Genomic DNA, 20984 nt, shown 5'->3' with positions numbered 1-20984 from the left:
TAAATATCATGTCTCGGTCGGAACTTACGCAGTCTTTGACGCAGAAGATGCCGCAGGTGGTTCGCAGTTGGCGTGGACTGGCGGACGAGGCGTTGGCCGAATTTCGCGTGTCTAACAGCGCGGGATGGTGCCTGGTCCATCTTGAGCGGCTGGGGCCGGACGCACGGCAGGCGGATCTGGCTGAATTGCTGGGAATTACCCAGCCATCGCTGGTGCGGACGCTGGATCAGCTGGAGGCGATGGCGCTGGTCGAGCGGTTGCCCAATCCCGATGACAAAAGATCGAACCGCATCGCTTTCACCCCGGCAGGAAGAGAATTAGCGGGGCGGATCAAGGAGCGGCTCGATGGCTTGCGGCGCGAATTGCTGGACGGCGTGCCAGATGCCGCGATCGAAATTAGCGTCAACCTGATGGAGCTTCTCGGCCGCCGGATTGCCGAGCGCCGACAGCGGTCATGATCGCTCGTTTCGGCTGACGTTAACGCTGGGCCAATGCCCGTCGCAGTGCATGGCGGGTATCGCTTGTCGGTGTTATTGGGACTGAGCAGCCCGCGCCTATCACTGATCACTGATCGCTGATCGCCAATGAGCGAGTTCGCGAGCTTTCCTTATGGGACGATCGCGCAGCTAGCGCGGGTGGTCGTTCGGGCCAGGAAAAAGCCCGCCGATCATGGGACCGGCGGGCTCTCCTGAAGCATTGGTGCGACCCGAAGGCTTCAAATTTCCTGTGTCTGCTGCATTTTCCGGGCCGTCAGGCGAGGGCCACCTGACATGGAAATGCTCAATATTGAACCGTGACGGTCACCGCGCGGCGGTTCTGTGCCCAGGCGGCTTCGTCCGAGCCGAGCGCGGCGGGACGCTCCTTGCCGTAGCTGACCGTGTTGATGCGGCTGGGATCAATGCCCAGCGAGGCGAGGTAGTTTTTCGCGGCGTTGGCGCGGCGTTCGCCCAGAGCGATGTTGTAGTCGCGGGTGCCGCGCTCGTCCGCATGGCCTTCGATCGTGACGCGGACATTGGGGTTCTGCTGCAGCCAGGCTGCCTGGCTCTGCAGAGTCTGCTGGTCCTGGGCATCGACATCATATTGGTCAGTGTCGAAGAAGATGCGGTCCGACGAAACGGAGGCGACGAAATCCTCCTGGCTGCCCTTGGTGGGGCCACTCGTGGCAGGACCTGTGCCGGTTCCGCTCTGCGCGCTGGTGTCGGCGGGCGGCGGGGGAAGGTCCTTGGGCGCCTTCTTGCCGCAGGCGGCGAGCGCCAGGACGGACACGGCGATCAATAGGGGGCGATTGAGTTTCATGAGGGTCTCCTAAAAGGGGATGGATCAGGGAAGCAGCGGGCCCCAGGCGGGGTCGGAGCCGCTCAAGGGCGTGGGAATGCGGCGTTCGTTGACGCCGGTAAGATCGACCTGCCAAACCTGGCTGGAGCCGTCGCGGCCGGGCGAGGTGCGGAAATATTGCAGGACGCGGCCGTTGGGCGACCAGGTCGGCTGCTCATCCTGCCAGCCATTGGTCAGGATGCGCTCATTGCCGCCGTCCGGCGTCATGACCGCAATCTTGAAGTCGCCGCTGATCTTGGTGAAGGCGATCAGGTCACCGCGGGGGCTCCATTCGGGCGTGGCATAGCGGCCGCCGCCATGGCTGATGCGGCGCTGGCCGGAGCCATCGGCGTTCATGACATAGATTTGCTGGCTGCCCGAACGGTCGCTTTCGAAGACGATCTTCGTGCCGTCCGGCGAATAGCTGCCACCGACATCGATGCCGGGTGCGGTGGTGAGGCGAACAGGCTGGCCGCCCTGCGCCGAAACACGGTAGATGTCGGTATTGCCCGCAGCGGCCATGGAAAAGAGGATGTTGCGGCCATCGGGCGACCAGCGCGGGGCGAAGGTGGCGTTGTTGCTTTCCGTCACCAGCTTCTGACGGCCGCTGCCAATGTCATAGACATAGATGCGCACCCGGCTGCCGAGATAGCTCACATAGACGATCGACTTGTAATCGGGGGAGAAGCGCGGGGTCAGCGCGATCGACTGGCCGTTGGTGATGAAGCGGTGGTTCGCGCCGTCCGAATCCATGATAGCGAGGCGCTTGGTGCGGTTCCCCTTCGGCCCGCTCTCCGCGATATAGGCGATCCGGCTGTCGAAGAAGGGGCTTTCGCCCGACAGGCGCGCATAGATGGCATCGGCGCATTTATGTGCGGCCCGGCGCCAGTCGCGCGGGGCGACGACATAGCCCTGGCGGGTCAGTTCCTGTTTGAGCGCGACGTCATAGAGATAGCAGCCGACAGTGATGTCGGCTTCTCCGCCGGTCGTGCGCACGAAGCCTTGCACCAACGCCTGATAGGCGCCCCATTTGTCATAAGCGGGGCTGGTGACTTCGGGGAAGGAAATGGCCGGGATGCCGCCGGGGCCCGACGGATCGAACAGGCCCGAGCCCTTGAGGTCGGTCGCGATCACGTCGGCGATCTTGCGGCCGAGTTCGGTCGAAGAACCCGCCGGCGTCGAAACTTCCGCCTGCGCGGGCAGGGCGGGAACGACGATCTTCAGATTGCTGTCGATCTCACCCGTCACATCGACGGACAACTGGGCGAGCGCGGGAGGGGCAAAGGCTGCGCAAAGGGCAAGCAGTGCGGTTATTCCGAAGCGTTTCATCGCGCTTTCCTTGCATAGACTCTGAGGGGTTTGAGCCAGTTCCACTGGTCATAATATTCGGCAGGCAGATTCTGGAACGGGGATGCCTGCATGACCGCCTGGATGGCCCGTTCCTTGTAAACGGAAACCTGGGGCCGATTGCTGTCATTCACCCCCTGGACGTCGATGACTTCGGGCCTTCCTATCACCCGCCCGTTGCGGTCCAGCTTTACGTCCAGGAGGGCGACGAGCAATTCGACATCAGCGCCCGATGGCAACCGAAGGTGCGGATAGATTTGATTGCTGATCACATTATTGAGCGCGGCCTTCTGCGCCGGGCCCATGGTGGCGGCTGGCGGGGGCGCGGGTTTGCGCGGAGCGTCGGACTCGGCGTCGATGCCCTTGAGGAAATCCTTGCCGAGCAGCGAGCCCTTGGGCTTTTCCGCCTTGCCTTGGCCGGAGGCGCGGGCCGGGGCGTCCCCCTTCGCCTTGGGCGCGGGCTTTTGCGACGCCTTGGCGGGCGCAGGCGCGACGGCGGCAGGCTTGGGCTTCTGCGGGGCGGGCTTTTGAGCGGGCTTTTCAGGCGCGGGCTTGGGCTTGGGCGCGGCCTTGGGCACATCCCTCTTGGGCGGTGCAGGAGTGGGCTTTGGCGCCGGTTTCGCGGCTGGCTTCGGCGGCGCAGGCTTTGGCGGTGGCGGAGCGGGGAGGGGTTCCGGTTCCGGCATGGGCGCTGGTTCGGGAACGGGCGCGGGGGCGGCGTCCTCGGTCGGACCTTCCTCTGGCGCGACGCTGGGCGGCGGAGGCTGGGTCGAGACCTGCGGCGCCATGGACTTCAAGTCCACTTCGTCCACCAGGCTGACGTCCATGGGGGGGGAGTTGAGCTTCAGCGGATTGGGGGTGGCGAGGAAGCCGACCGACAGCAAGCCGAACAGCAGGACATGTCCCGCCGTCGCAACGCCAAGGCCGATTTTCTCCGCGCGTTCCATCGCCTGGTCCTATGGCCCCTATTCTGAACCGCTGGTGACGGCGTTGTCATTGCCGCCGGTGCTGACGAGCGCCACTTTGTTGAGGCCCGCGCGGTTGAGTTCGCCCATGACACGCATGACGCGGCCATAGTCGAGGCCCGTGTCGGCGCGCAGGAAGATTTGCGGCGGCTCCGCCTTGCCCGCATTGGCCGAAACGATTTCAGCGAGGCGGTTGGGAAGGTCGGCGTCGCTGATTTCGGTTTCGTCGATATAGAGGCCGCCGTCGCGGTCAATCGAAACCACGGTCGGCTTCTGGTCCTGGTCCAGCCCCTTGGCGCGCGTTTCGGGCAGGTTCACCGGCACGCCGGTGACGAGCAAGGGCGCTGTCACCATGAAGATGATGAGCAGGACGAGCATGACGTCCACCAGCGGGGTGACGTTGATGTCCGCCATCGGCGCGCGGCCGCGGCCTCGGCGATGGGAGGGAGGGCCGGACATGGCCATTTACAGGACTCCCCAAACTGTTGGACGCAAACCTGTCCCCGTTCGGGCTGAGCCTGTCGAAGCCCTCCACTTTCCCTGGCGAGAAGAAAGGCCCTTCGACACGCTCAGGGCGAGCGGGAGGAGGGGCGGGTGAGCGGCGCCAGAGATCCCAGCTTTTGCTGGGATGGCGGGGCTCAGGAGCTCAATCACCGCTGCGCCTCCAGCTCGCGGCTCAGGGTCGAATAGAAGCCATCCGCAAAGCGGGTGAGCTTCGATTCCATGCGATTGATGCCGTGGCTGAAGCGGTTGTAGGCGATGACGGCCGGGATCGCCGCGAACAGGCCGATGGCGGTGGCGAAGAGAGCTTCGGCAATGCCGGGCGCGACGACGGCGAGCGAGCTGTTCTGTTCCTTCGCGATCGCGGTGAAGGCGCGCATGATGCCCCAGACAGTGCCGAACAGGCCGACAAAGGGCGCGACCGAGCCGATGGTGGCGAGGATATTGAGCCGGTCGGACAGGCGATCGACCTCCGCCGCGATCATGCTCGACATCGAGGTCGAAAGCCGGTCGCGCGTGCCGTCGCGATCGATCACCTTCTGGGCGGTCGAGCGGCGCCATTCGGTGACGCCCGCGGCCATCACCTTGGCGGCGGGAAAGTCTGCCGACTTGCCGCGCGCTTCGTAGAAGCGGTCGATATCCTCCGCTTTCCAGAAATCATCCTCAAAGGTGCTGCTCTGGCGGCTGGCCCTGCGCAGCGTGACGCTGAAGCCGATGATCATCGCCCAGGTCCAGATGCTGGCAAGCACAAGGCCCAGCATCACCACCTTCACGACGATGTCCGCCTGCAGGAACAGGGCGAGCGGCGAAATGGTCGCAGCTTCGGTGGCGGCGCCGACTGCGGCACCGACGTCGGGCATCGAAAGGCTCATGGGTTGATGTCTTCCCCTATCATCAAACGGCTGAAAATATCGATCCAGGGCTTGGGTTGCCGCGTAGGACGGCCCCGGTTGGTCAGGAAGGCGACAGAGACTTCGCCGTCCGTCAGTATTTCATCGTCCCGCCTGACTCTTTGCTGAATGGTGCAGGCGACCGGGCGGATGGCGGTGACGCGGCTTTCGACCATCAGGTCATCATCGAGCCGCGCCGGGCGCTTATAGGCGATCTTGAGATCCGTCACGGCATAGACGCCGGTCCCATCCTCCTGCGCGGCGCGCTGATCGATGCCGACAACCCGCAGCATGTCGGAGCGGGCGCGTTCCATATAGCGCAGATAATTGGCGTGATAGACCAGGCCCGAAAGGTCCGTATCCTCGAAATAGACGCGCACAGGGAAATGATGCACCGCGGCGATGAACCTTCCGGTCGCCGGCACGGGCATGGACGTTGTAACGGACATGCGCGGCCTTTTAACCATCATGCGCGCGCGGCGCAAAGCCGGAAATGCCCGATCAAAAACCGTTCTGCCGAGTGAACGGGTCTGTCCATCCTATCCGTGGGCGATGCTCATCGCGCATTGACACGGCCTGCGTTGTGATTGCCTTGCAAAAGCGCTGGCCGATTGCCCGCCTTGGCGCTACTGGGGCGCCAAATTGATTTACACGGAGACAATAGCAATGACCGACATTCGGACCGTAGGCGTCATTGGCGCCGGTCAGATGGGCGCGGGCATCGCCCAGGTCACGGCGCAGGCCGGCTATGACGTGATCCTGTGCGACGTCGATCTGGAGCGCGCGCAAAAGGGGCTGCAGGGCATTTCCAAGCAACTTGCCCGCGCGGTGGAAAAGGGCAAGCTGAGCCCCGAGGAGTCCGAGGCGGCATTCGCCCGCATCCGTCCGAGCGGGGACCTCAAGCCCTTGGCCGAGGCGCAGCTGGTGATCGAGGCCGCGACCGAGCGGGAAGAGATCAAGCGCAGCATCTTCACCAATGTTGGCGCGGCGATCACCCCGGGCACGATCCTGGCGACCAATACCTCCTCCATCCCGATCACCCGGCTGGCGCAGGTGGTGCCCGATCCGGCGCTGTTCGTGGGCATCCACTTCTTCAACCCGGTGCAGGTCATGGCGCTGATCGAACTGATCCGCGGCCTTGCTACGTCGGACACGACGGTCGCTACGGTCGAAGCCTATATCGCGCGGCTGGGCAAGCAGGTGGTGCAGGCGTTCGATTCCCCCGGTTTCGTCGTCAACCGCATCCTGTTGCCGATGATCAACGAGGCGGTTTTCGCGCTGGGCGAGGGCGTGGCGGATATTCGGGACATCGACATGGGCGTGCGCCTGGGCCTCAACCATCCCATGGGGCCGCTGACGCTGGCGGATTTCGTCGGGCTGGATACCTGCCTTGAGATTCTGAACGTGCTGCGATCCACGACGGGCGATTCAAAATATCGCCCGGCGCCGCTGCTGGTGAAATATGTCGAAGCTGGCTGGCTTGGGCGGAAGACCGGCAGGGGCTTTTATGATTATTCCGGCGCGGAGCCGGTTCCTACGCGCTGACAGAGGCTGACCCCGTTCGCGTCGCGCGACACGAACGGGGTGGTTTACGACGTTCGTTCCGCGCCGAGCCGGTGCTTGCGCATGCAATGGCGCAACTGGTCATAGGTCAGGCCGAGCGCCTTCGCGGTCGCCCGTTGATTATAGCGGAGGCGTTCCAGTGTGGTCTGCACAATGGCGGCTTCATGGGCATCGACGGCTGCGCGCAGATCGGTGACGGGGGCCGTGACGGGAACGGCGGTGGCAGCCACTTGCGCATCAAGCGGTGTGGCTGACTGCGGCTTCCAGGGTGAGGCGAAGGGATCGAAGACGATCTGCGCGATTGCGCCGCCGGGTTCGTTCCAGCGATAGACGGCGCGCTCCACCACATTGCGCAGTTCGCGGACATTGCCGGGCCAGGGATGCGCGTCGAGTTCGGCGAGGCAGGCGGGAGAGAAGCCGGGCCATTCCGGCCAGCCTAATTCGGCCGCCATGCGCCTGCCGAAATGGTCCGCCAGCACCGCCACATCGCCTTCGCGCGCGCGAAGTGGCGGCAGGGTGATCACTTCGAAGCTCAATCGGTCGAGCAGGTCGGCGCGGAAGCGGCCTGCTTCGGCCAGGGCGGGCAGATCTTCATTGGTGGCGGCGACGATCCGGACATCGACCGTCATCGGGCGGGACGCGCCGATGCGCGTGACTTCGCCATATTCGATGACGCGCAGCAGCCTTTCCTGCGCGGCCATTGACAGGGTCGCCAATTCGTCGAGGAAGAGGGTGCCGCCATCGGATTCCTCGAACCGCCCGGCCCGCGCGCGGGCCGCGCCGGTGAAGGCGCCCTGTTCATGGCCGAACAGTTCCGCCTCGATCAAGGTTTCGGGCAGTGCGGCGCAGTTCATGATGATGAGCGGCTCCCCCCAGCGGGGGGACAGGCGATGGAGGCGTTCCGCGACCAGCTCCTTGCCGGTGCCGCGTTCGCCGATGACGAGGATGGGACGGTTCAGCTCCGCTGCCCGGCCGGCCTGCTCGACCGCATCGAGGAAGGCGAGAGATTGTCCGATGAACTGGGTGTTCCGTTCCATGACCAATATATGGTGAAAAATACCATATGTTGGCAAGATGAATCGTGCCAGTTTGACGGAAAAGTCCCGGATTTTGGGCCCTTCCCGCAATTGGCACGGCTTCTGCAATGCTGTCCCGCAAAGCCGTTGAACGGAAGGATTGCAGTTCCCATGGGTATTTTCTCACGCACGCGCGACATAATCGCCGCCAATGTCACCGACCTGCTCGACCGGGCGGAGGACCCGGCCAAGATGATCCGCATGATCATCCTGGAAATGGAAGAGACGCTGGTCGAAGTGCGCGCCTCGGCTGCACGCACCATCGCGGATCAGAAGGAGATGCGCCGCCACATCGGTAAGCTGCAGGGCTTGCAGGACAGCTGGACGGAAAAGGCCCAGTTGGCACTGAGCAAGGACCGCGAGGACCTGGCCAAGGCAGCGCTGGTGGAAAAGCAGAAGGCGGCAGACATGGCCGAGCAGCTGTCCCACGAGATCGAGGTGCTGGACGAAGCGCTGAAGGTGTCGGAGGATGATATCGCCAAGTTGCAGGCCAAGCTGCGCGAGGCGCGAACCCGGCAGAACAGCCTGGTCACGCGCATGGAAAGCGCGCACAATCGACTGCGGATGCGCGAAGCCTATGCGGGCGAGAAGGTGAATGAGGCGTTCGCCCGCTTCGACATGCTGGAACGGCGCGTCGATATGGCGGAAGGGCGCGCGGATGCGCTGGGCCTGGGTCAGGGCCAGAAGAGCCTGGAGGAGGAGATTGCCGATCTCCATTCCGCTGAAAAGGTGGACGCCGAACTCGCCGCGCTGAAAGCCAGCATGACCAGCAGCAGGGGTGCGTGAGGTGATGGAAGATGTGATCGTCCCGATCGCCATCGTGGGCATGCTGTTCATCGGCATGCCCTGGCTGATCCTGCATTATACCACCAAATGGAAGCAGGCGCCCAAGATCACCGATGAGGATGAGCAGCTGCTGGATGAACTGCATCTGCTCGCCCGGCGGCTGGAGGACAGGCTGCAGACGGTGGAGCGGATCGTCGCTGCCGACAATCCCGACTTCCGCCCGTCGCGCCCGCTGCAAGACGATACCTATGATTTCGACCGGAGGAACTGACATGGCTGCGCGCCGCACCAAATTCTACCTCGACAAGCAGAATGGCAAATGGATGGGCGTATGCGCCGGCATCGCCGACTATACCGGGGTCGATGTGACCTGGGTCCGTGTCGGCGCGGTGCTGGTGACGCTGATGGGCGCCTTCCCATGGTCGCTCATCGCCTATTTCGCCGCCGCCTATTTCGCCGAAGCCAAGCCCGCGGGTCTCTATTCCGACCGGGATGATGAGAAATTCTGGCAGGGCGTACGGTCCAATCCCGCGCGTTCGGCGCGGGACGTGCGGTCCAAATTCCGCGACATCGACCGGCGGCTGGCGGATATCGAGGCGTTCTACACAAGCCGCAACCGGCGGCTCGCCGATGAGATCGACAGCCTGCGGTAAAGCCGCGCACAAGGGAGGCATTCGTCCATGAACCAGTTCGAGATGATCGTCATGATCGTCGCCATCGTGTCGGTCGCCAGCATCGCGCGCGCCAAATATGGGATCGTGCGCCGTCATCGGGGCGAGGAGTTGGTACAGCGTGGACCCGATCCCGAAGCGGAACGGCTGCGGGCGGAGCTCAAGGCGCTGAAGGATCGGGTTGCGGTGCTGGAACGGCTTGCGACGGACAGCAGCAGCGCGCTGGAGCGCGAGTTCGACCGGTTGCGCGAGCGGGCCTGAGGAGGAACGAGGTGGACGACCCTGTTTCGATAATCATCCTGGCGCTGAGCGGGCTGCTGGCGCTGGCGATCGTTGCGGCGGCAGCGTTGCGCGGCTGGAGCGGCTGGCTGGAGCTGAAGCGGGCCGAACTGGCGCAGCCGCGCACGGATGCGCCTCCCCCCGCCAGCGCGCGGATAGAGGTGGCGGACCTCAAGGAGCGCATCCGCAAGCTGGAGGCGATCGCGGCGGGCGTCGATATTTGAGAGGAAAGCGGCTTTCGCGGGCCGCTTTTCTGCCTATATGCGGGCTATGACCGATGTGCCTGCCCTTGCCGATCTACAGGAAGAATATGAATTTCTGGATGCCGATGATCGCTATCGGCTGCTGATCGATCTGGGGCGCGCGCTGGAACCGATGCCGGATGCGCTCAAGACCGACGCGACGCTGGTGCGCGGCTGTTCGGCGGCCGTGTGGGTCTATCCTACCGTGCGGGATGACGGGCGGCTGCATTTTCTGGCGGACAGCAATGCGGCGATCACCAAGGGAATCATCGCGCTGGTGCTGCTGACCGTGCAGGACAAGCTGCCTGCCGACATCAGCGCCGCCGACATCGAAGGCGCGCTGGAGCCGTTCGATCTGCGCAATCAGCTCAGCTCCAATCGGACACAGGGCATCCCCAACATGATCGCGCTGATCCGTCAGACGGCCGTGCGCTACAGCTGAAGGGGGAAACCTCTTAAGCAATGCGCGTTCTCCTTTACGCAGGCGAAACGGAAAAGGAGAAGCGCGATGCGCGGCATCTTGGCGCTGGCGGCGATCGGGCTGATCGCGGCATGTTCAGGCGAGGATAAAGGCCCCACCCAGCGCGAGCAGATCGGTCAGCAGTGGAAATATGAAGCCGGGGAGGGCGGCCAGCCCAAGCTCGCCTATATCGGCAGCGCCAACAGCGTCCAGACGATGACGGCGGAGGATACATTTTCCGTGCTGCTGGTCCATCCCATGCCCGAGGGTGGGGGCGAGGTCACGGTGAAGCTGGTCGGTGCGCCCTTTAGCTGCGACCTGTCGGACTGCCGCGTGACGGCGGTGACGGATGATGGAAAGAGCCATGATTGGCGCGGGCGGATGACCGATAACAAGGACGGGATCGAAGTGCTTCCTGCGGCGAAAGCCTATGAGGCGGTGGAGCGGAGCAAAGTGGTGAAGGTCAATCTGGTCGTGGGACCGAAGGACAAGACCTTCCCGTTCGAGTTTCGGGTGGCGGGGTTGGATTGGAAGAAATGACGTCAGCCCCTAGTATATGGTCATCCCAGCGAAAGCTGAGATCTTCCCGAGAGGACGCGCGACCGGCCTGAGACCCCAGCTTTCGCTGGGATGACGGGAAAAAAAGGATGGGTGACGGGGTCGTTACTCCTGCAGCGAAACGCCTGGACTTCTTGGATCGGCGGCCCCCTGCCAATGGCCGTCCGCGCTCCGTTCGGCCGCGTTGGCCTTGAGGCCCATGGGCGCGATTGTCACCTTATGGCCCCAGGCTTCGAGCGGTGCCTTGAATTTCTCCAGCGCGCTGCCCTTTTCCAGGACGAGGCCGCTGGCATCGAAAAACTCCAGGCCGAGCGCGATTGAATCCTGGGCGGAGAGGCCCCAGTCGAAATGGGCGATCAGCGCCTTGGCGACCTGCATGATGATGGTGCGCCCGCCCGCCGCGCCGACGGTGAAGATGGGTGTTCCCTTCGCATCATAGACGATGGTCGGCGACATGGAGGAGAGGGGGCGCTTGCCCGGTTCCACCCGGTTGGCGACGGGCGCGCCGTTCTTTTCCGGCGTGAAGCTGAAATCGGTCAGTTCATTGTTGAGGATGACGCCATCCGCGATCAACTGGCTGCCGAAGAAGCTTTCGATCGTGGAGGTCCAGGCAGCGATGTCGCCATTGCGATCCACGGCAACGAAATGGCTGGTGCCGCTTTCGGGCTGCGGCAGCGCGGCGGTGCGCGGCTGCGCCCCCGGCGGGGAGCCGGGGCGATAATCATTGAGGCTCCGGCCGAGCGCGATGAGCGCGGAGCGCTTCTTCAAATAGCCGGGATCAATCAGGCCCGCGATCGGCACAGAGACGAATTCAGGGTCGCCCAGCCAGGTGTCCCGGTCGGCATAGGCGAGGCGCATGGCTTCGCCGATGACATGCCAGGAGCGCGGATCGTCCCTGCCCCATTGGCCGAGCGGAAAGCGTTCGACCATGCCCAATATCTGGAGGATAGTGACGCCGCCTGCCGAAGCAGGCCCCATGCCGCAGATGGTGTAGGCGCGATAGGGGCCGCAGACGGGCTTGCGCGCCTTCACCTGATAGGCGGCGAGGTCCGCTTCAGTCATCGGCACCGGGTTTTTGGGTGCGTTGGTGACGGTGGCGGCGATCAGGCGAGCGGTTTCGCCCTTGTAGAAGGCGTCGGGACCCTCCGCCGCCACGCGGCGGAAGAGCGCGGCGAGCGGCGGATTTTTGAGTGTCGTGCCGATGGGAGCAGGGGCGCCGTTCACCCCGAAATATTTCTGGATCTCCGGGAAGTCGGCCCAGATCGGCGCGACCGCCTTCATCGCTGTGTCGAGCCGCTGGCGTACCTCAAAGCCATTTTCGGCCAGGCGGATGGCGGGGTCGAACAGGGTGGCCCAGGGGAGCTTGCCCCATTTGCGATGCGCTTCCCATGCGAGCCGGAGATTGCCCGGTACGCCCACCGAATAGCCGCCCGGCCAGGCGGAGCGAAAGGCGAGCGGCTGGCCGTCCGCGCCGATGAAACGATCGGGACGCGCCGCCGCCGGAGCGGTCTCGCGACCATCGATCGATTCGAGCAGCCCCGTCTCGCCATCATGATGCATCAGGAAGCCGCCGCCGCCGATGCCGCTATTATGCGGTTCGACGACATTGAGCGCGAGCATCATGGCGATGGCGGCGTCTATTGCGCTGCCGCCTTGCCGGAGCATCTCCTGCCCGGCTGCAGCCGCGCGGGGATCGGCGGCGGATACGGTGGCGTTGAGCGCTATCGGCTCCCGCGCGGCGATCGGCGCGGGGGAAAGGGTGGCGAAGGCAAGGAGGGCCAGCAGGCCGGGGAGGCGGGGCGTCATGCGCGCCACCCTATAGCCCCGCCCCCGCGCTGCAAGTCCTTCAGATCAGGCGTCGATGCCGACGACCTGGCTGATATGGGTGAAGCCGTCGCGCGCCATCAGCCGCTTTAGCCCCGCGTTGATGCGCTTGGGGAGATAGGGGCCTTCATAGACGAGGGCGCTGTAAAGCTGGATGAGGCTGGCTCCAGCGCGCAGGCGGGCATAGGCCTGCTCGGCCGTTGCGATGCCGCCAACGCCGATCAGTGGCAGGCGGCTGCCCAGGATCCGGCGAAAATCACGCAGCCGCTGCAGCGACAGATCGGTGAGCGGAGCGCCGGACAGGCCGCCGCTTTCCCCGGCGAGGGGAGAGCGGAGCGGCGGGCGGGAAATGGTGGTGTTGGACACGATCAGCGCATCGACCTGATGGTCGAGGCAGGCGGCGGCAATATCTTCGACATCGGCGGGCTCCAGGTCTGGCGCGACCTTGAGGAAGATGGGGGTCTTGCCGGTTCCCCGCGCCGCCATGACGGCCCCCAGCAGCTGGTCGAGCGCTGCGCGGTCCTGCAACGCGCGCAGGCCCGGCGTGTTGGGGGAGGAGATATTGACGGTGAGATAGTCGGCGAGCGGCGCCATGCAGGTCACGCCCGTCACATAGTCGGCGATCCGGTCGGCAGCATCCTTATTCGCGCCGATATTGATGCCGACCACGGGACCGCCTTCGCCTGCGGGCTGACGGCGCTTGGCGACTCGTTCCGCCGCAGCGGCAAGGCCGCCATTGTTGAAGCCCATGCGGTTGATCACCGCCCGATCCTCGACCAGACGGAACAGGCGCGGTTGGGGATTACCGCGCTGCGGCATCGGCGTCAGCGTGCCGAGTTCGGTAAAACCGAAGCCCAGGCCATGCATTTTGTGCGCGACCAGCCCCTCTTTGTCATAGCCCGCAGCAAGCCCGACCGGATTGGGGAAGTCTATGCCCGCGATGTTTTGCGCAAGTGCCGTATCGGCTCGCAGCGGAGCCGGGCTCGGCATGAGGCGTAGGAGCGCGATCGAGAGATGATGCGCACGTTCGGCATCCAGCGCGAAGAAAAGAGGACGGAAGAGGCTGTATGACATGGGCGGCGCTATGCCAGCGCGAGGCGCTTCCGTCGAGTCGCTGTGGCAAGAGCGCAACAGTTGATACAGAAGGATAATTTCCGCGGGGGAATCATTCGGAATCGTCTCGATTCAGTTCAACATATGTCCGTTCCATCCAATCAAACGCGTCCGATTCGGACTTATGACGGACCTGCGACCCGAAGGCTCTAAGCCAATTGGCTGACGAGACCTTTTACTGACCCGGCGGATAAAACCGTCGGGTCATTTTTTTCGAAAAGCTTTCGGAAAATGAAGTGAGCCGCAGTATTCCATCTTGCGCATGCGAGTGGAAGCTTCATAGTAGGCTCATGGGGTGAGTATGGGGCCACATCGCGACGGGGCATCCGGGGGGATGCCACATAAGCTGGAAAAGGACGGAGAACCGTCACTTTCCTATATGGTTGAAGCAGCGCAGGGGCCGGTGCGGCTGCGTTATTTCGCCCCGCCCGAACATTTGCGCTCTTATTTCGGGTCCCTCTACATATTCACGGAAAGTGCGGGCAATTATTCGGACGTGACGCGCGCCGACGTGCCACAGCTGCGCTTCATGGTGCGAGGCACCGGCGATTATCATTTCCAGGACGGAGTAGTCAGGGAGACGCCGGACGTCTGCCTGCTTGGCCCCACCTTGGGCGCGACCCGGTTCGAGTTGGACGGTCCGTCTCATGTCGTTGGCATTTCGCTGCTGCCTGCGGGCTGGGTAAGCCTGCATGGCGGTGACGCCAGCCTGCTGGCGGACCGCTTGCGCGACATGGGGACGGAGAAAAAGGGCGCGCTTACGGCTCTGCTGGCGCAGTTACGGGACTTGGATGATCCGGAGGAGGTGGCTGCCTGCTGTTGGGACCGACTGGCGCAATGGATCGAGCCGCTGCCGGATGCGACCTGGCGGCTGCTGGAGGCGGTGGACGGCTGGCTGATGGATGAGGGGTCGCCCCGGATCGAAGTGCTGGTGGAACGGACCGGCCTGTCGCCCCGTCAGCTCGCGCGGCTGACTAATCGCTATTATGGCTGCCCGCCCAAGCTGTTGGCGCGCAAATATAGGGCGCTGCGCTGTAGCGCCCGGATCGCGCTGGACCAGCATAGCTGGCAGGAGCTGTGTGAGGACGGGCGGTTTTACGATCAGTCCCATTTCATTCGGGAGATCAAGCATTTCATCGGCCTGACCCCGCATCAGTTGCAGACGGAGCCGACCGCCGTGGCGCAGCTGACGCTGCTGCGCCGATCGCTGGGTGGCGATGTGGCGGTGCTGAACCGCTTCAGCTGATCGATCGGCTTAGCAAAAATGCCTTGATTCCGCGGCCGCGCGGGACCACATGCCAATCGGATTGATTCTATCCGATTGAGAATGGTTCGCAATGCGGGGCGCCCGATAGGGACATGAGGCTTTCGAGTTTCGCAGATTATGCCGTGGTGCTGATGTCAGCCGCCGCGCGCCATTGCGGCGCGGCCAAGATGAATGCCACGACGCTGGCCGCCGAAACCGGCATCCCGCTGCCCACCGCGCAAAAGCTGGTGAGCCGGCTGTCGGCGGCGGGCCTGCTCGAATCAAGCCGGGGTACCGGCGGGGGCGTACGCCTCAGCCGCCCGCCTGCAGCGATCACCCTGGCGGATGTGGTGGAGGCGGTTGAAGGCCCCATTGCCATGACCGCCTGCGCGGAACATGGCGCGCATGATTGCTCGCTGGAGCAGGACTGCCGCGTCCGTTCGCATATGAATTTGGCGAATGAAGCGATCCGATCGGCACTGGCCGGCGTAACGATCGCCAGCCTGACACTTCCCCCACCTCCGCTCGTTTCGGGCGAAGTCGAGAAACAAGTGGCGCTATGACCGAAGAAGCAACCACCGTTCGAAATCAGGAAGCCCATGAGGCCGCCGAGCGTGCCTCGACCTACGAGCATGGCTGGTCTTCCGCCATCGAGCAGGATTTCGCGCCCAAGGGCCTCAATGAGGATACGGTCCGCTTCATCTCGGCGAAGAAGAAGGAGCCGGAATGGCTGCTGGAATGGCGGCTGAAGGCATTCCGCCTGTGGTTGACGATGGAAGCGCCGGATTGGGCCAAGCTCAACATTCCGCCGATCGATTACCAGGACGCCTATTATTACGCCGAGCCCAAGAAGAAGGCGGAACTGAATTCGCTGGATGAGGTCGATCCGGAGATATTGGCGACCTATCAGAAGCTGGGAATCCCGATCGCCGAGCAGGAAGTGCTGGCCGGGGTCAAGGGCAGCCGCAAGGTCGCGGTCGATGCGGTATTCGACTCGGTGTCCGTCGCCACCACCTTCCGCAAGGAGTTGGAGGAAGCGGGGGTCATCTTCCGCTCCATCTCCGAAGCGGTGCGCGAATATCCGGATCTCATAAAGAAGTGGCTCGGCAAGGTCGTGCCTATGCACGACAATTATTTCGCGACCCTCAATAGCGCGGTCTTTTCGGATGGGACATTCGTTTACATCCCGAAGGGCGTGCGTTGCCCGATGGAGCTCAGCACCTATTTCCGCATCAACGCGGAGAATACGGGGCAGTTCGAACGCACGTTGATCGTCGCGGACGAGGGGAGCTATGTCTCCTATCTCGAAGGCTGCACCGCGCCGATGCGGGACGAGAATCAGCTCCACGCCGCTGTAGTCGAACTGGTCGCGCTGGACGATGCCGAGATCAAATATTCGACCGTCCAGAACTGGTATCCTGGCGACGAGAATGGCAAGGGCGGCATCTATAATTTCGTGACCAAGCGGGCGCTCTGCCAGGGCCGCAACAGCAAGGTCAGCTGGACCCAGGTCGAAACCGGCTCCGCTATCACCTGGAAATATCCCAGCTGCGTGCTGAATGGCGAGAACAGCGTGGGCGAGTTCTACTCGGTGGCGCTGACCAACAATATGCAGCAGGCCGACACCGGCACCAAGATGATCCACAATGGCAAGGGGTCGCGCTCGACCATCGTGTCCAAGGGGATCAGCGCGGGGCGCAGCAACAACACCTATCGCGGGCTGGTGCGCGTGGCGCCGGGCGCGGAGGGCGTGCGTAACTTCACCCAGTGCGACAGCCTGCTGCTGGGCGACCAGTGCGGCGCGCATACCGTGCCCTATATCGAGGTGCGTAATCCCTCGGCGCAGATCGAGCATGAGGCGACCACCAGCAAGATCAGCGATGATCAGCTGTTCTACGCGATGCAGCGCGGGCTGGATCAGGAAAGCGCGGTGTCGTTGATCGTGAACGGCTTTGCCAAGGAAGTGCTGCAACAGCTGCCGATGGAGTTTGCGGTCGAGGCGCAGAAGCTGCTGGGTATTTCGCTGGAGGGGTCGGTCGGTTGACCCTCGAATCCTTCTCCTACGTCATGCCGGACTTGATCCGACATCCCGCTTCGGTGTGCGCGGGAGGACAAGGCAGCGGGACCCCGGATCAAGTCCGGGGTGACGATGAATTTATAAGTTCAGAGGACTGAGACTTGAGCGACGAAGACGATATTCAGGATGCCCTCGCCGATTTCGCGGAGGATGTCGGCAATGGCCAGTCATGGACCGCCGCGATCCGCATCCTGACGGAAGATTATGAGCTGGAAGAGGGCGAGTTGCAGGCCCGTGCCGCCAAGGATTTCGGCGATCTCGACGCCTATCAGGCCGAGTGCCGCGCTGCGTTGGAACAGGGCGACGTCGCCTTCACCGAGAAGCTCAAGACCGACAAGGCGTTCCACAAGGCCAAGGCTCCCAACCTCGCCCGCATGGGGCCGGTAACCGAGTTCGTGACCGGCATATTGGAAAAGGGCGCGCCTGAGCCCGGCTCCGATTGGTGGCCCTATATGCCAATCAAGCGCCACATCGATACGCTGTTCCCCGCGCCGGGCGATGTGCGCGACATGGCTTTCTGGACCGCGCGGACGCTGCAGCGCGCGCATAAGGGTTGAATGATGCTGACGATCGACAATCTGACCAACGAAATCGACGGCAAGGCGATCCTGAAGGGCCTGTCGCTCTCCATCAAGGCGGGCGAAATCCATGCCATCATGGGGCCGAACGGCGCGGGCAAATCGACGCTGGCCTATACGCTGGGCGGTCGTCCCAATTATGAAGTCACTGGCGGTAGTGCCTCCTTTGACGGTGTGAACTTGTTCAGCTTGGATCCGCATGAGCGCGCCGCCGCTGGGCTGTTCCTGGGTTTCCAATATCCGGTCGAGATTCCTGGGGTCTCCAACCTGCAGTTCCTGCGCGAGAGCCTCAATTCGCAGCGCCGCGCGCGGGGCGAGAAGGAATTGAACGGCGGCGAGTTCATCAAGCTCGCCAAAGAGAAAGCGGGTCTGCTCGGCCTCGACATGGAGATGCTCAAGCGTCCGGTGAATGTCGGCTTTTCGGGCGGCGAGAAGAAGCGCGCCGAAATGGTGCAGATGGGCATTCTCGACCCCAAGCTGGCGATCCTGGACGAGACCGACTCCGGCCTCGACATCGACGCCCTCAAGATCGTGGGTGCGGGGATCAATGCGATCATGCGCAAGCCCGACAAGGCGGTGTTGCTCATCACCCATTATCAGCGCCTGCTCGACTATGTGAAGCCGGACTTCGTGCATGTGCTGGCCGGTGGGCGGATCGTGAAATCGGGTGGCCCAGAACTGGCGCTCGAACTGGAGCGTGAAGGCTATGCCGAGGTGGTTGCGGCGTGACCACGCTCACCCTTCCCACGCGCAAGGCCGAAGAATGGCGCTACAGCGACCTTGACGCGCTGGCCGCAATCTGGCCGACGCCTGCGCCGACGCGTATCGACGTAGCCGCCGGAGAAACTGCGCGGCACCATTTGTTGCAGGACGCGGCCGAAGGTGCAGCGGCGGTGCATGACTATGCGATCAGCATCGCTGATGGGGCGCGTTGCGACTTTCATGTCCTCAATATCGGCGGGAAATTCGGCCGCGCGACCTTCACCGTCACGCTGGGCAAGGGCAGCCATTTCGAGTTGAACGGTGCGATCATAGGCGGCGGCGATCAGACGTTGGAGATCATCACCGCGGTCACCCATGCAGAGCCGGACGCGACCAGCGGCCAGACGATCCGATCGATCCTGGGCCAGCGCGCCACCGGCAGCTATCTGGGCTCCATCAATGTCGCCCGCGACGCACAGCGCACCGACGCTTTCCAGTCGTTCAAGGCGATGCTGCTCGACCGCACCGCGACGGCCAATGCCAAGCCGGAGCTGGAAATCTACGCCGACGATGTGAAATGCGCCCATGGCGCGACCGTGGGCGAGTTGGACAGGCAGGCGCTCTTCTACATGGCCTCGCGCGGCATGGACCCGGCGACGGCCAAGACGCTGCTCCTGAAAGCCTTCGTCGCGGGCGTGTTCGACGATGTCGCCGACGAAGCGGTCAAGGAAGGGCTCGAAGCCGCCGCGATCGCCAAGCTGGAGACGCTGGTATGACCGTCACCGCCTTTGATCAGCTTGACCTGCGCCACGATTTTCCGGGCGTCGGAAGCTGGCACTATCTCGACAGCGCCGCCACCGCGCAGAAGCCCAATGCCGTGATCGACGCCATCGCCCGCGCCTACGGCCCGGACTATGCGACCGTCCATCGCGGTGTCTACGAGCGTTCGGCCAACATGACGCTGGCCTATGAGGCGGCGCGTCGCAAGGTCGCCAGCTTCATCGGCGCGGCTTCGGACAGCGAGATCGTCTACGTCCGTGGCGCGACCGAGGGCATCAACCTCGTCGCGCAGAGTTGGGCAGGGACGCAGTTGAAAGCAGGCGACCGCATCTTGCTGTCGATGCTGGAGCATCACAGCAATATCGTCCCTTGGCAGATCGTGGCCGAGAAGGTCGGGGCGACGATCGACGTCGTGCCTCTGACGGCAGATGGCAAGATCGATCTCGATGCCATGGCCGCGATGATCACGCCACAGCACAAGATGGTCGCGCTGGCCCATGTTTCGAACGTGCTGGGCAGCTTGCTCGACGTCCGTCGTGCCGCCGACATCGCGCATGGCGTAGGCGCCAAGATCCTGATCGATGGTTGCCAGGCCGTCCCGCGCCTTGCCATCGATGTGCAGGCGCTGGATTGCGATTTCTACGTCTTTTCCGCGCACAAGCTGTATGGCCCGACGGGCATCGGCGCGCTGTGGGGCCGGAAGGAATTGCTCGACGTCATGCCGCCCTATCAGGGTGGCGGGTCGATGATCGACAAGGTGGCGTTCGAAAAGACGACCTACGCTCCCGCGCCGACCCGGTTCGAGGCGGGGACCCCGCATATCACCGGCGTGGTCGGCCTGTCGGCGGCGATCGACTATGTGCAGGCCATCGGGCTCGATGCGATCCATGCTCATGAATGTGCGCTGGTCGCCAAGGCGCGGGCCGCGCTGGAGAGTTTGAACAGCGTGCGGGTCTTCGGGCCGGAGGATTCAGCCGGTATCCTCTCCTTCGAGGTGGAGGGGGTGCATCCGCACGATGTCGGCACCATATTGGACGAAACGGGCGTGGCGATCCGGGCGGGGCATCATTGCGCGCAGCCGCTGATGCGTCACCTGGGCGTTGAAGCGACCGCGCGGGCCAGCTTTGGCATCTATAGCGATGAAGGCGATGTGGATGCTCTGGTAAAGGGCATCGAGCGAGTGAGGAAGATCTTCGGATGACCGGGGAACGGAAGATTTTGGTTGAAGAAGTTGAGGCAGTCGATGCGCCGGTCAAGGCTCGTGTCGAAGAGGCTCCGCGCCAGCGTGATTATCTGGAAGGTTTCCTTGCGCAGAAAACTGCTGAGGTTCCTGCGGGAGAGCCGGGGGGCAATCTCTATGATGCGATCATTGATGCGCTCAAGGAGATTTACGACCCCGAAATTCCGGTGAACATCTACGACCTCGGGCTCGTTTACGGGGTCGATGTGACAGATGATGGCCATGCGGTGGTCACGATGACGCTGACGACGCCGCATTGTCCGGTCGCTGAATCGATGCCGGGCGAAGTCGAACTGCGCGTCGGCGCGGTGCCGGGCGTGGGCGATGCGCAAGTGAACCTCGTCTGGGACCCGCCATGGGACCCGCAGAAAATGTCGGACGAGGCCAAGCTCGAACTGGGAATGCTTTGATGACCGCCGAGACGAAAATCCGTGCCCGCCCTGCCGCCGTCATCCTGACCCCCGCCGCTGAGAAGCGCATCGCGGACCTGATGGCGCAGGCCCCCGAAGGCACGATCGGGGTCAAGCTATCGACCCCGCGCCGGGGCTGTTCGGGTCTTGCCTATTCGGTCGATTATGTGGCCGAGGAAGTCAAGTTCGACGAGAAGATCGAAACGCCCGGCGGCATCTTCTATATCGATGGCGCGTCGGTGCTGTATCTGATTGGATCGACGATGGATTGGGTGGAGGACGACTTCACCGCCGGCTTCGTCTTCAACAATCCCAATGCGAAAGGCAGTTGCGGCTGCGGCGAGAGCTTCACGGTTTAGACG

Annotated in this window: 27 protein-coding genes; 18 read left to right on the top strand and 9 right to left on the bottom strand. The window is 63.5% G+C overall.

What is annotated here, in order from left to right; translation table 11 throughout:
• Nucleotides 1-8: 8 nt before the first annotated feature.
• Nucleotides 9-458: a MarR family transcriptional regulator gene (locus ACFO3E_RS13740; RefSeq protein WP_066526094.1), complete on the top strand. Its 450-nt coding sequence runs from the start codon at nt 9-11 to the stop codon at nt 456-458.
• 322 nt (nt 459-780) lie between these two features.
• Here ACFO3E_RS13740 and pal read toward each other — a convergent pair whose 3' ends face one another.
• From pal to ybgC, 6 genes are all read right to left on the bottom strand, one after another.
• A complete protein-coding gene (gene pal / locus ACFO3E_RS13735) occupies nt 781-1296 on the bottom strand; it encodes a peptidoglycan-associated lipoprotein Pal (RefSeq protein WP_066526097.1) in 516 nt (171 codons plus the stop codon).
• A 24-nt stretch (nt 1297-1320) separates the two neighbouring features.
• Nucleotides 1321-2643: a Tol-Pal system beta propeller repeat protein TolB gene (gene tolB, locus ACFO3E_RS13730; protein WP_066526100.1), complete on the bottom strand. Its 1323-nt coding sequence runs from the start codon at nt 2641-2643 to the stop codon at nt 1321-1323.
• The gene (locus tag ACFO3E_RS13725; protein WP_066526103.1) at nt 2640-3608 is read right to left on the bottom strand and encodes a cell envelope biogenesis protein TolA; all 969 of its coding nucleotides are present in this window, start codon (nt 3606-3608) and stop codon (nt 2640-2642) included. Before ACFO3E_RS13725 ends, tolB begins: the two co-directional genes overlap by 4 nt.
• Before the next feature lie 18 nt (nt 3609-3626).
• Nucleotides 3627-4091: a protein TolR gene (gene tolR / locus ACFO3E_RS13720; protein ID WP_066526107.1), complete on the bottom strand. Its 465-nt coding sequence runs from the start codon at nt 4089-4091 to the stop codon at nt 3627-3629.
• Between the two features lie 185 nt (nt 4092-4276).
• A complete protein-coding gene (gene tolQ, locus ACFO3E_RS13715; protein WP_066526108.1) occupies nt 4277-4999 on the bottom strand; it encodes a protein TolQ in 723 nt (240 codons plus the stop codon).
• Nucleotides 4996-5466 (bottom strand): tol-pal system-associated acyl-CoA thioesterase, encoded by a 471-nt coding sequence (gene ybgC, locus ACFO3E_RS13710; RefSeq protein WP_066528960.1) that lies wholly within the window; start codon nt 5464-5466, stop codon nt 4996-4998. The genes tolQ and ybgC overlap by 4 nt, the downstream gene beginning before the upstream one ends.
• Nucleotides 5467-5683: 217 nt before the next feature.
• Between ybgC and ACFO3E_RS13705 the strand changes: the two genes are divergently transcribed.
• Nucleotides 5684-6562, top strand: a complete 879-nt coding sequence (locus ACFO3E_RS13705; protein ID WP_066526110.1) for a 3-hydroxyacyl-CoA dehydrogenase NAD-binding domain-containing protein — start codon at nt 5684-5686, stop codon at nt 6560-6562.
• 44 nt (nt 6563-6606) lie between these two features.
• On the opposite strand, the gene pspF is transcribed toward ACFO3E_RS13705, so the two are convergent.
• On the bottom strand, nt 6607-7617 hold the full coding sequence (gene pspF, locus ACFO3E_RS13700) for a phage shock protein operon transcriptional activator (RefSeq protein WP_066526111.1): 1011 nt from the start codon (nt 7615-7617) through the stop codon (nt 6607-6609).
• A 150-nt stretch (nt 7618-7767) separates the two neighbouring features.
• On the opposite strand from pspF, the gene pspA reads away from it, so the two are divergent.
• From pspA to ACFO3E_RS13665, 7 genes are all read left to right on the top strand, one after another.
• Nucleotides 7768-8442, top strand: a complete 675-nt coding sequence (gene pspA / locus ACFO3E_RS13695; protein ID WP_066526113.1) for a phage shock protein PspA — start codon at nt 7768-7770, stop codon at nt 8440-8442.
• A 4-nt stretch (nt 8443-8446) separates the two neighbouring features.
• Nucleotides 8447-8713, top strand: a complete 267-nt coding sequence (pspB, locus tag ACFO3E_RS13690; RefSeq protein ID WP_066526114.1) for an envelope stress response membrane protein PspB — start codon at nt 8447-8449, stop codon at nt 8711-8713.
• Nucleotide 8714: 1 nt separating this feature from the next.
• Entirely contained in the window at nt 8715-9095 is a 381-nt protein-coding gene (pspC, locus tag ACFO3E_RS13685) for an envelope stress response membrane protein PspC (RefSeq protein ID WP_066526116.1), read from the top strand.
• A gap of 27 nt (nt 9096-9122) precedes the next feature.
• Nucleotides 9123-9374: a hypothetical protein gene (locus tag ACFO3E_RS13680; protein ID WP_066526117.1), complete on the top strand. Its 252-nt coding sequence runs from the start codon at nt 9123-9125 to the stop codon at nt 9372-9374.
• Nucleotides 9375-9385: 11 nt separating this feature from the next.
• Nucleotides 9386-9616, top strand: coding sequence for a hypothetical protein (locus ACFO3E_RS13675; RefSeq protein ID WP_066526118.1), 231 nt, complete (start codon nt 9386-9388; stop codon nt 9614-9616).
• A gap of 37 nt (nt 9617-9653) precedes the next feature.
• Nucleotides 9654-10076: a SufE family protein gene (locus ACFO3E_RS13670; RefSeq protein ID WP_066526123.1), complete on the top strand. Its 423-nt coding sequence runs from the start codon at nt 9654-9656 to the stop codon at nt 10074-10076.
• Nucleotides 10077-10142: 66 nt separating this feature from the next.
• Complete coding sequence (locus tag ACFO3E_RS13665) at nt 10143-10634, top strand: hypothetical protein (RefSeq protein WP_066526124.1); 492 nt, start codon at nt 10143-10145, stop codon at nt 10632-10634.
• A 123-nt stretch (nt 10635-10757) separates the two neighbouring features.
• Here the strand turns inward: ACFO3E_RS13665 and ggt are convergent, their stop codons facing one another.
• Entirely contained in the window at nt 10758-12458 is a 1701-nt protein-coding gene (gene ggt, locus ACFO3E_RS13660) for a gamma-glutamyltransferase (protein ID WP_066526125.1), read from the bottom strand.
• A 45-nt stretch (nt 12459-12503) separates the two neighbouring features.
• Nucleotides 12504-13550: a quinone-dependent dihydroorotate dehydrogenase gene (locus tag ACFO3E_RS13655; protein ID WP_066526127.1), complete on the bottom strand. Its 1047-nt coding sequence runs from the start codon at nt 13548-13550 to the stop codon at nt 12504-12506.
• A 340-nt stretch (nt 13551-13890) separates the two neighbouring features.
• On the opposite strand from ACFO3E_RS13655, the gene ACFO3E_RS13650 reads away from it, so the two are divergent.
• From ACFO3E_RS13650 to ACFO3E_RS13610, 9 genes are all read left to right on the top strand, one after another.
• A complete protein-coding gene (locus ACFO3E_RS13650) occupies nt 13891-14835 on the top strand; it encodes a helix-turn-helix domain-containing protein (RefSeq protein WP_066526128.1) in 945 nt (314 codons plus the stop codon).
• Nucleotides 14836-14948: 113 nt separating this feature from the next.
• Complete coding sequence (locus ACFO3E_RS13645; protein ID WP_066526129.1) at nt 14949-15398, top strand: RrF2 family transcriptional regulator; 450 nt, start codon at nt 14949-14951, stop codon at nt 15396-15398.
• Nucleotides 15395-16879 (top strand): Fe-S cluster assembly protein SufB, encoded by a 1485-nt coding sequence (gene sufB / locus ACFO3E_RS13640; protein ID WP_066526132.1) that lies wholly within the window; start codon nt 15395-15397, stop codon nt 16877-16879. The genes ACFO3E_RS13645 and sufB overlap by 4 nt, the downstream gene beginning before the upstream one ends.
• A 134-nt stretch (nt 16880-17013) precedes the next feature.
• The gene (locus tag ACFO3E_RS13635; protein ID WP_066526134.1) at nt 17014-17469 is read left to right on the top strand and encodes a hypothetical protein; all 456 of its coding nucleotides are present in this window, start codon (nt 17014-17016) and stop codon (nt 17467-17469) included.
• Between the two features lie 3 nt (nt 17470-17472).
• A complete protein-coding gene (gene sufC / locus ACFO3E_RS13630) occupies nt 17473-18219 on the top strand; it encodes a Fe-S cluster assembly ATPase SufC (RefSeq protein WP_066528962.1) in 747 nt (248 codons plus the stop codon).
• On the top strand, nt 18216-18968 hold the full coding sequence (locus tag ACFO3E_RS13625; RefSeq protein ID WP_066526136.1) for a SufD family Fe-S cluster assembly protein: 753 nt from the start codon (nt 18216-18218) through the stop codon (nt 18966-18968). Before sufC ends, ACFO3E_RS13625 begins: the two co-directional genes overlap by 4 nt.
• The gene (locus tag ACFO3E_RS13620; protein WP_066526139.1) at nt 18965-20173 is read left to right on the top strand and encodes a cysteine desulfurase; all 1209 of its coding nucleotides are present in this window, start codon (nt 18965-18967) and stop codon (nt 20171-20173) included. The genes ACFO3E_RS13625 and ACFO3E_RS13620 overlap by 4 nt, the downstream gene beginning before the upstream one ends.
• Nucleotides 20170-20622, top strand: coding sequence for an SUF system Fe-S cluster assembly protein (locus ACFO3E_RS13615; protein ID WP_066526145.1), 453 nt, complete (start codon nt 20170-20172; stop codon nt 20620-20622). The genes ACFO3E_RS13620 and ACFO3E_RS13615 overlap by 4 nt, the downstream gene beginning before the upstream one ends.
• The gene (locus ACFO3E_RS13610) at nt 20622-20981 is read left to right on the top strand and encodes a HesB/IscA family protein (RefSeq protein WP_066526146.1); all 360 of its coding nucleotides are present in this window, start codon (nt 20622-20624) and stop codon (nt 20979-20981) included. Before ACFO3E_RS13615 ends, ACFO3E_RS13610 begins: the two co-directional genes overlap by 1 nt.
• The last annotated feature ends 3 nt before the right edge of the window (nt 20982-20984 follow it).

It is taken from the genome of Sphingobium tyrosinilyticum (assembly GCF_042654265.1).
GTDB lineage: Bacteria > Pseudomonadota > Alphaproteobacteria > Sphingomonadales > Sphingomonadaceae > Sphingobium > Sphingobium tyrosinilyticum.
This window is presented reverse-complemented; position numbering and strand designations above follow the sequence as displayed.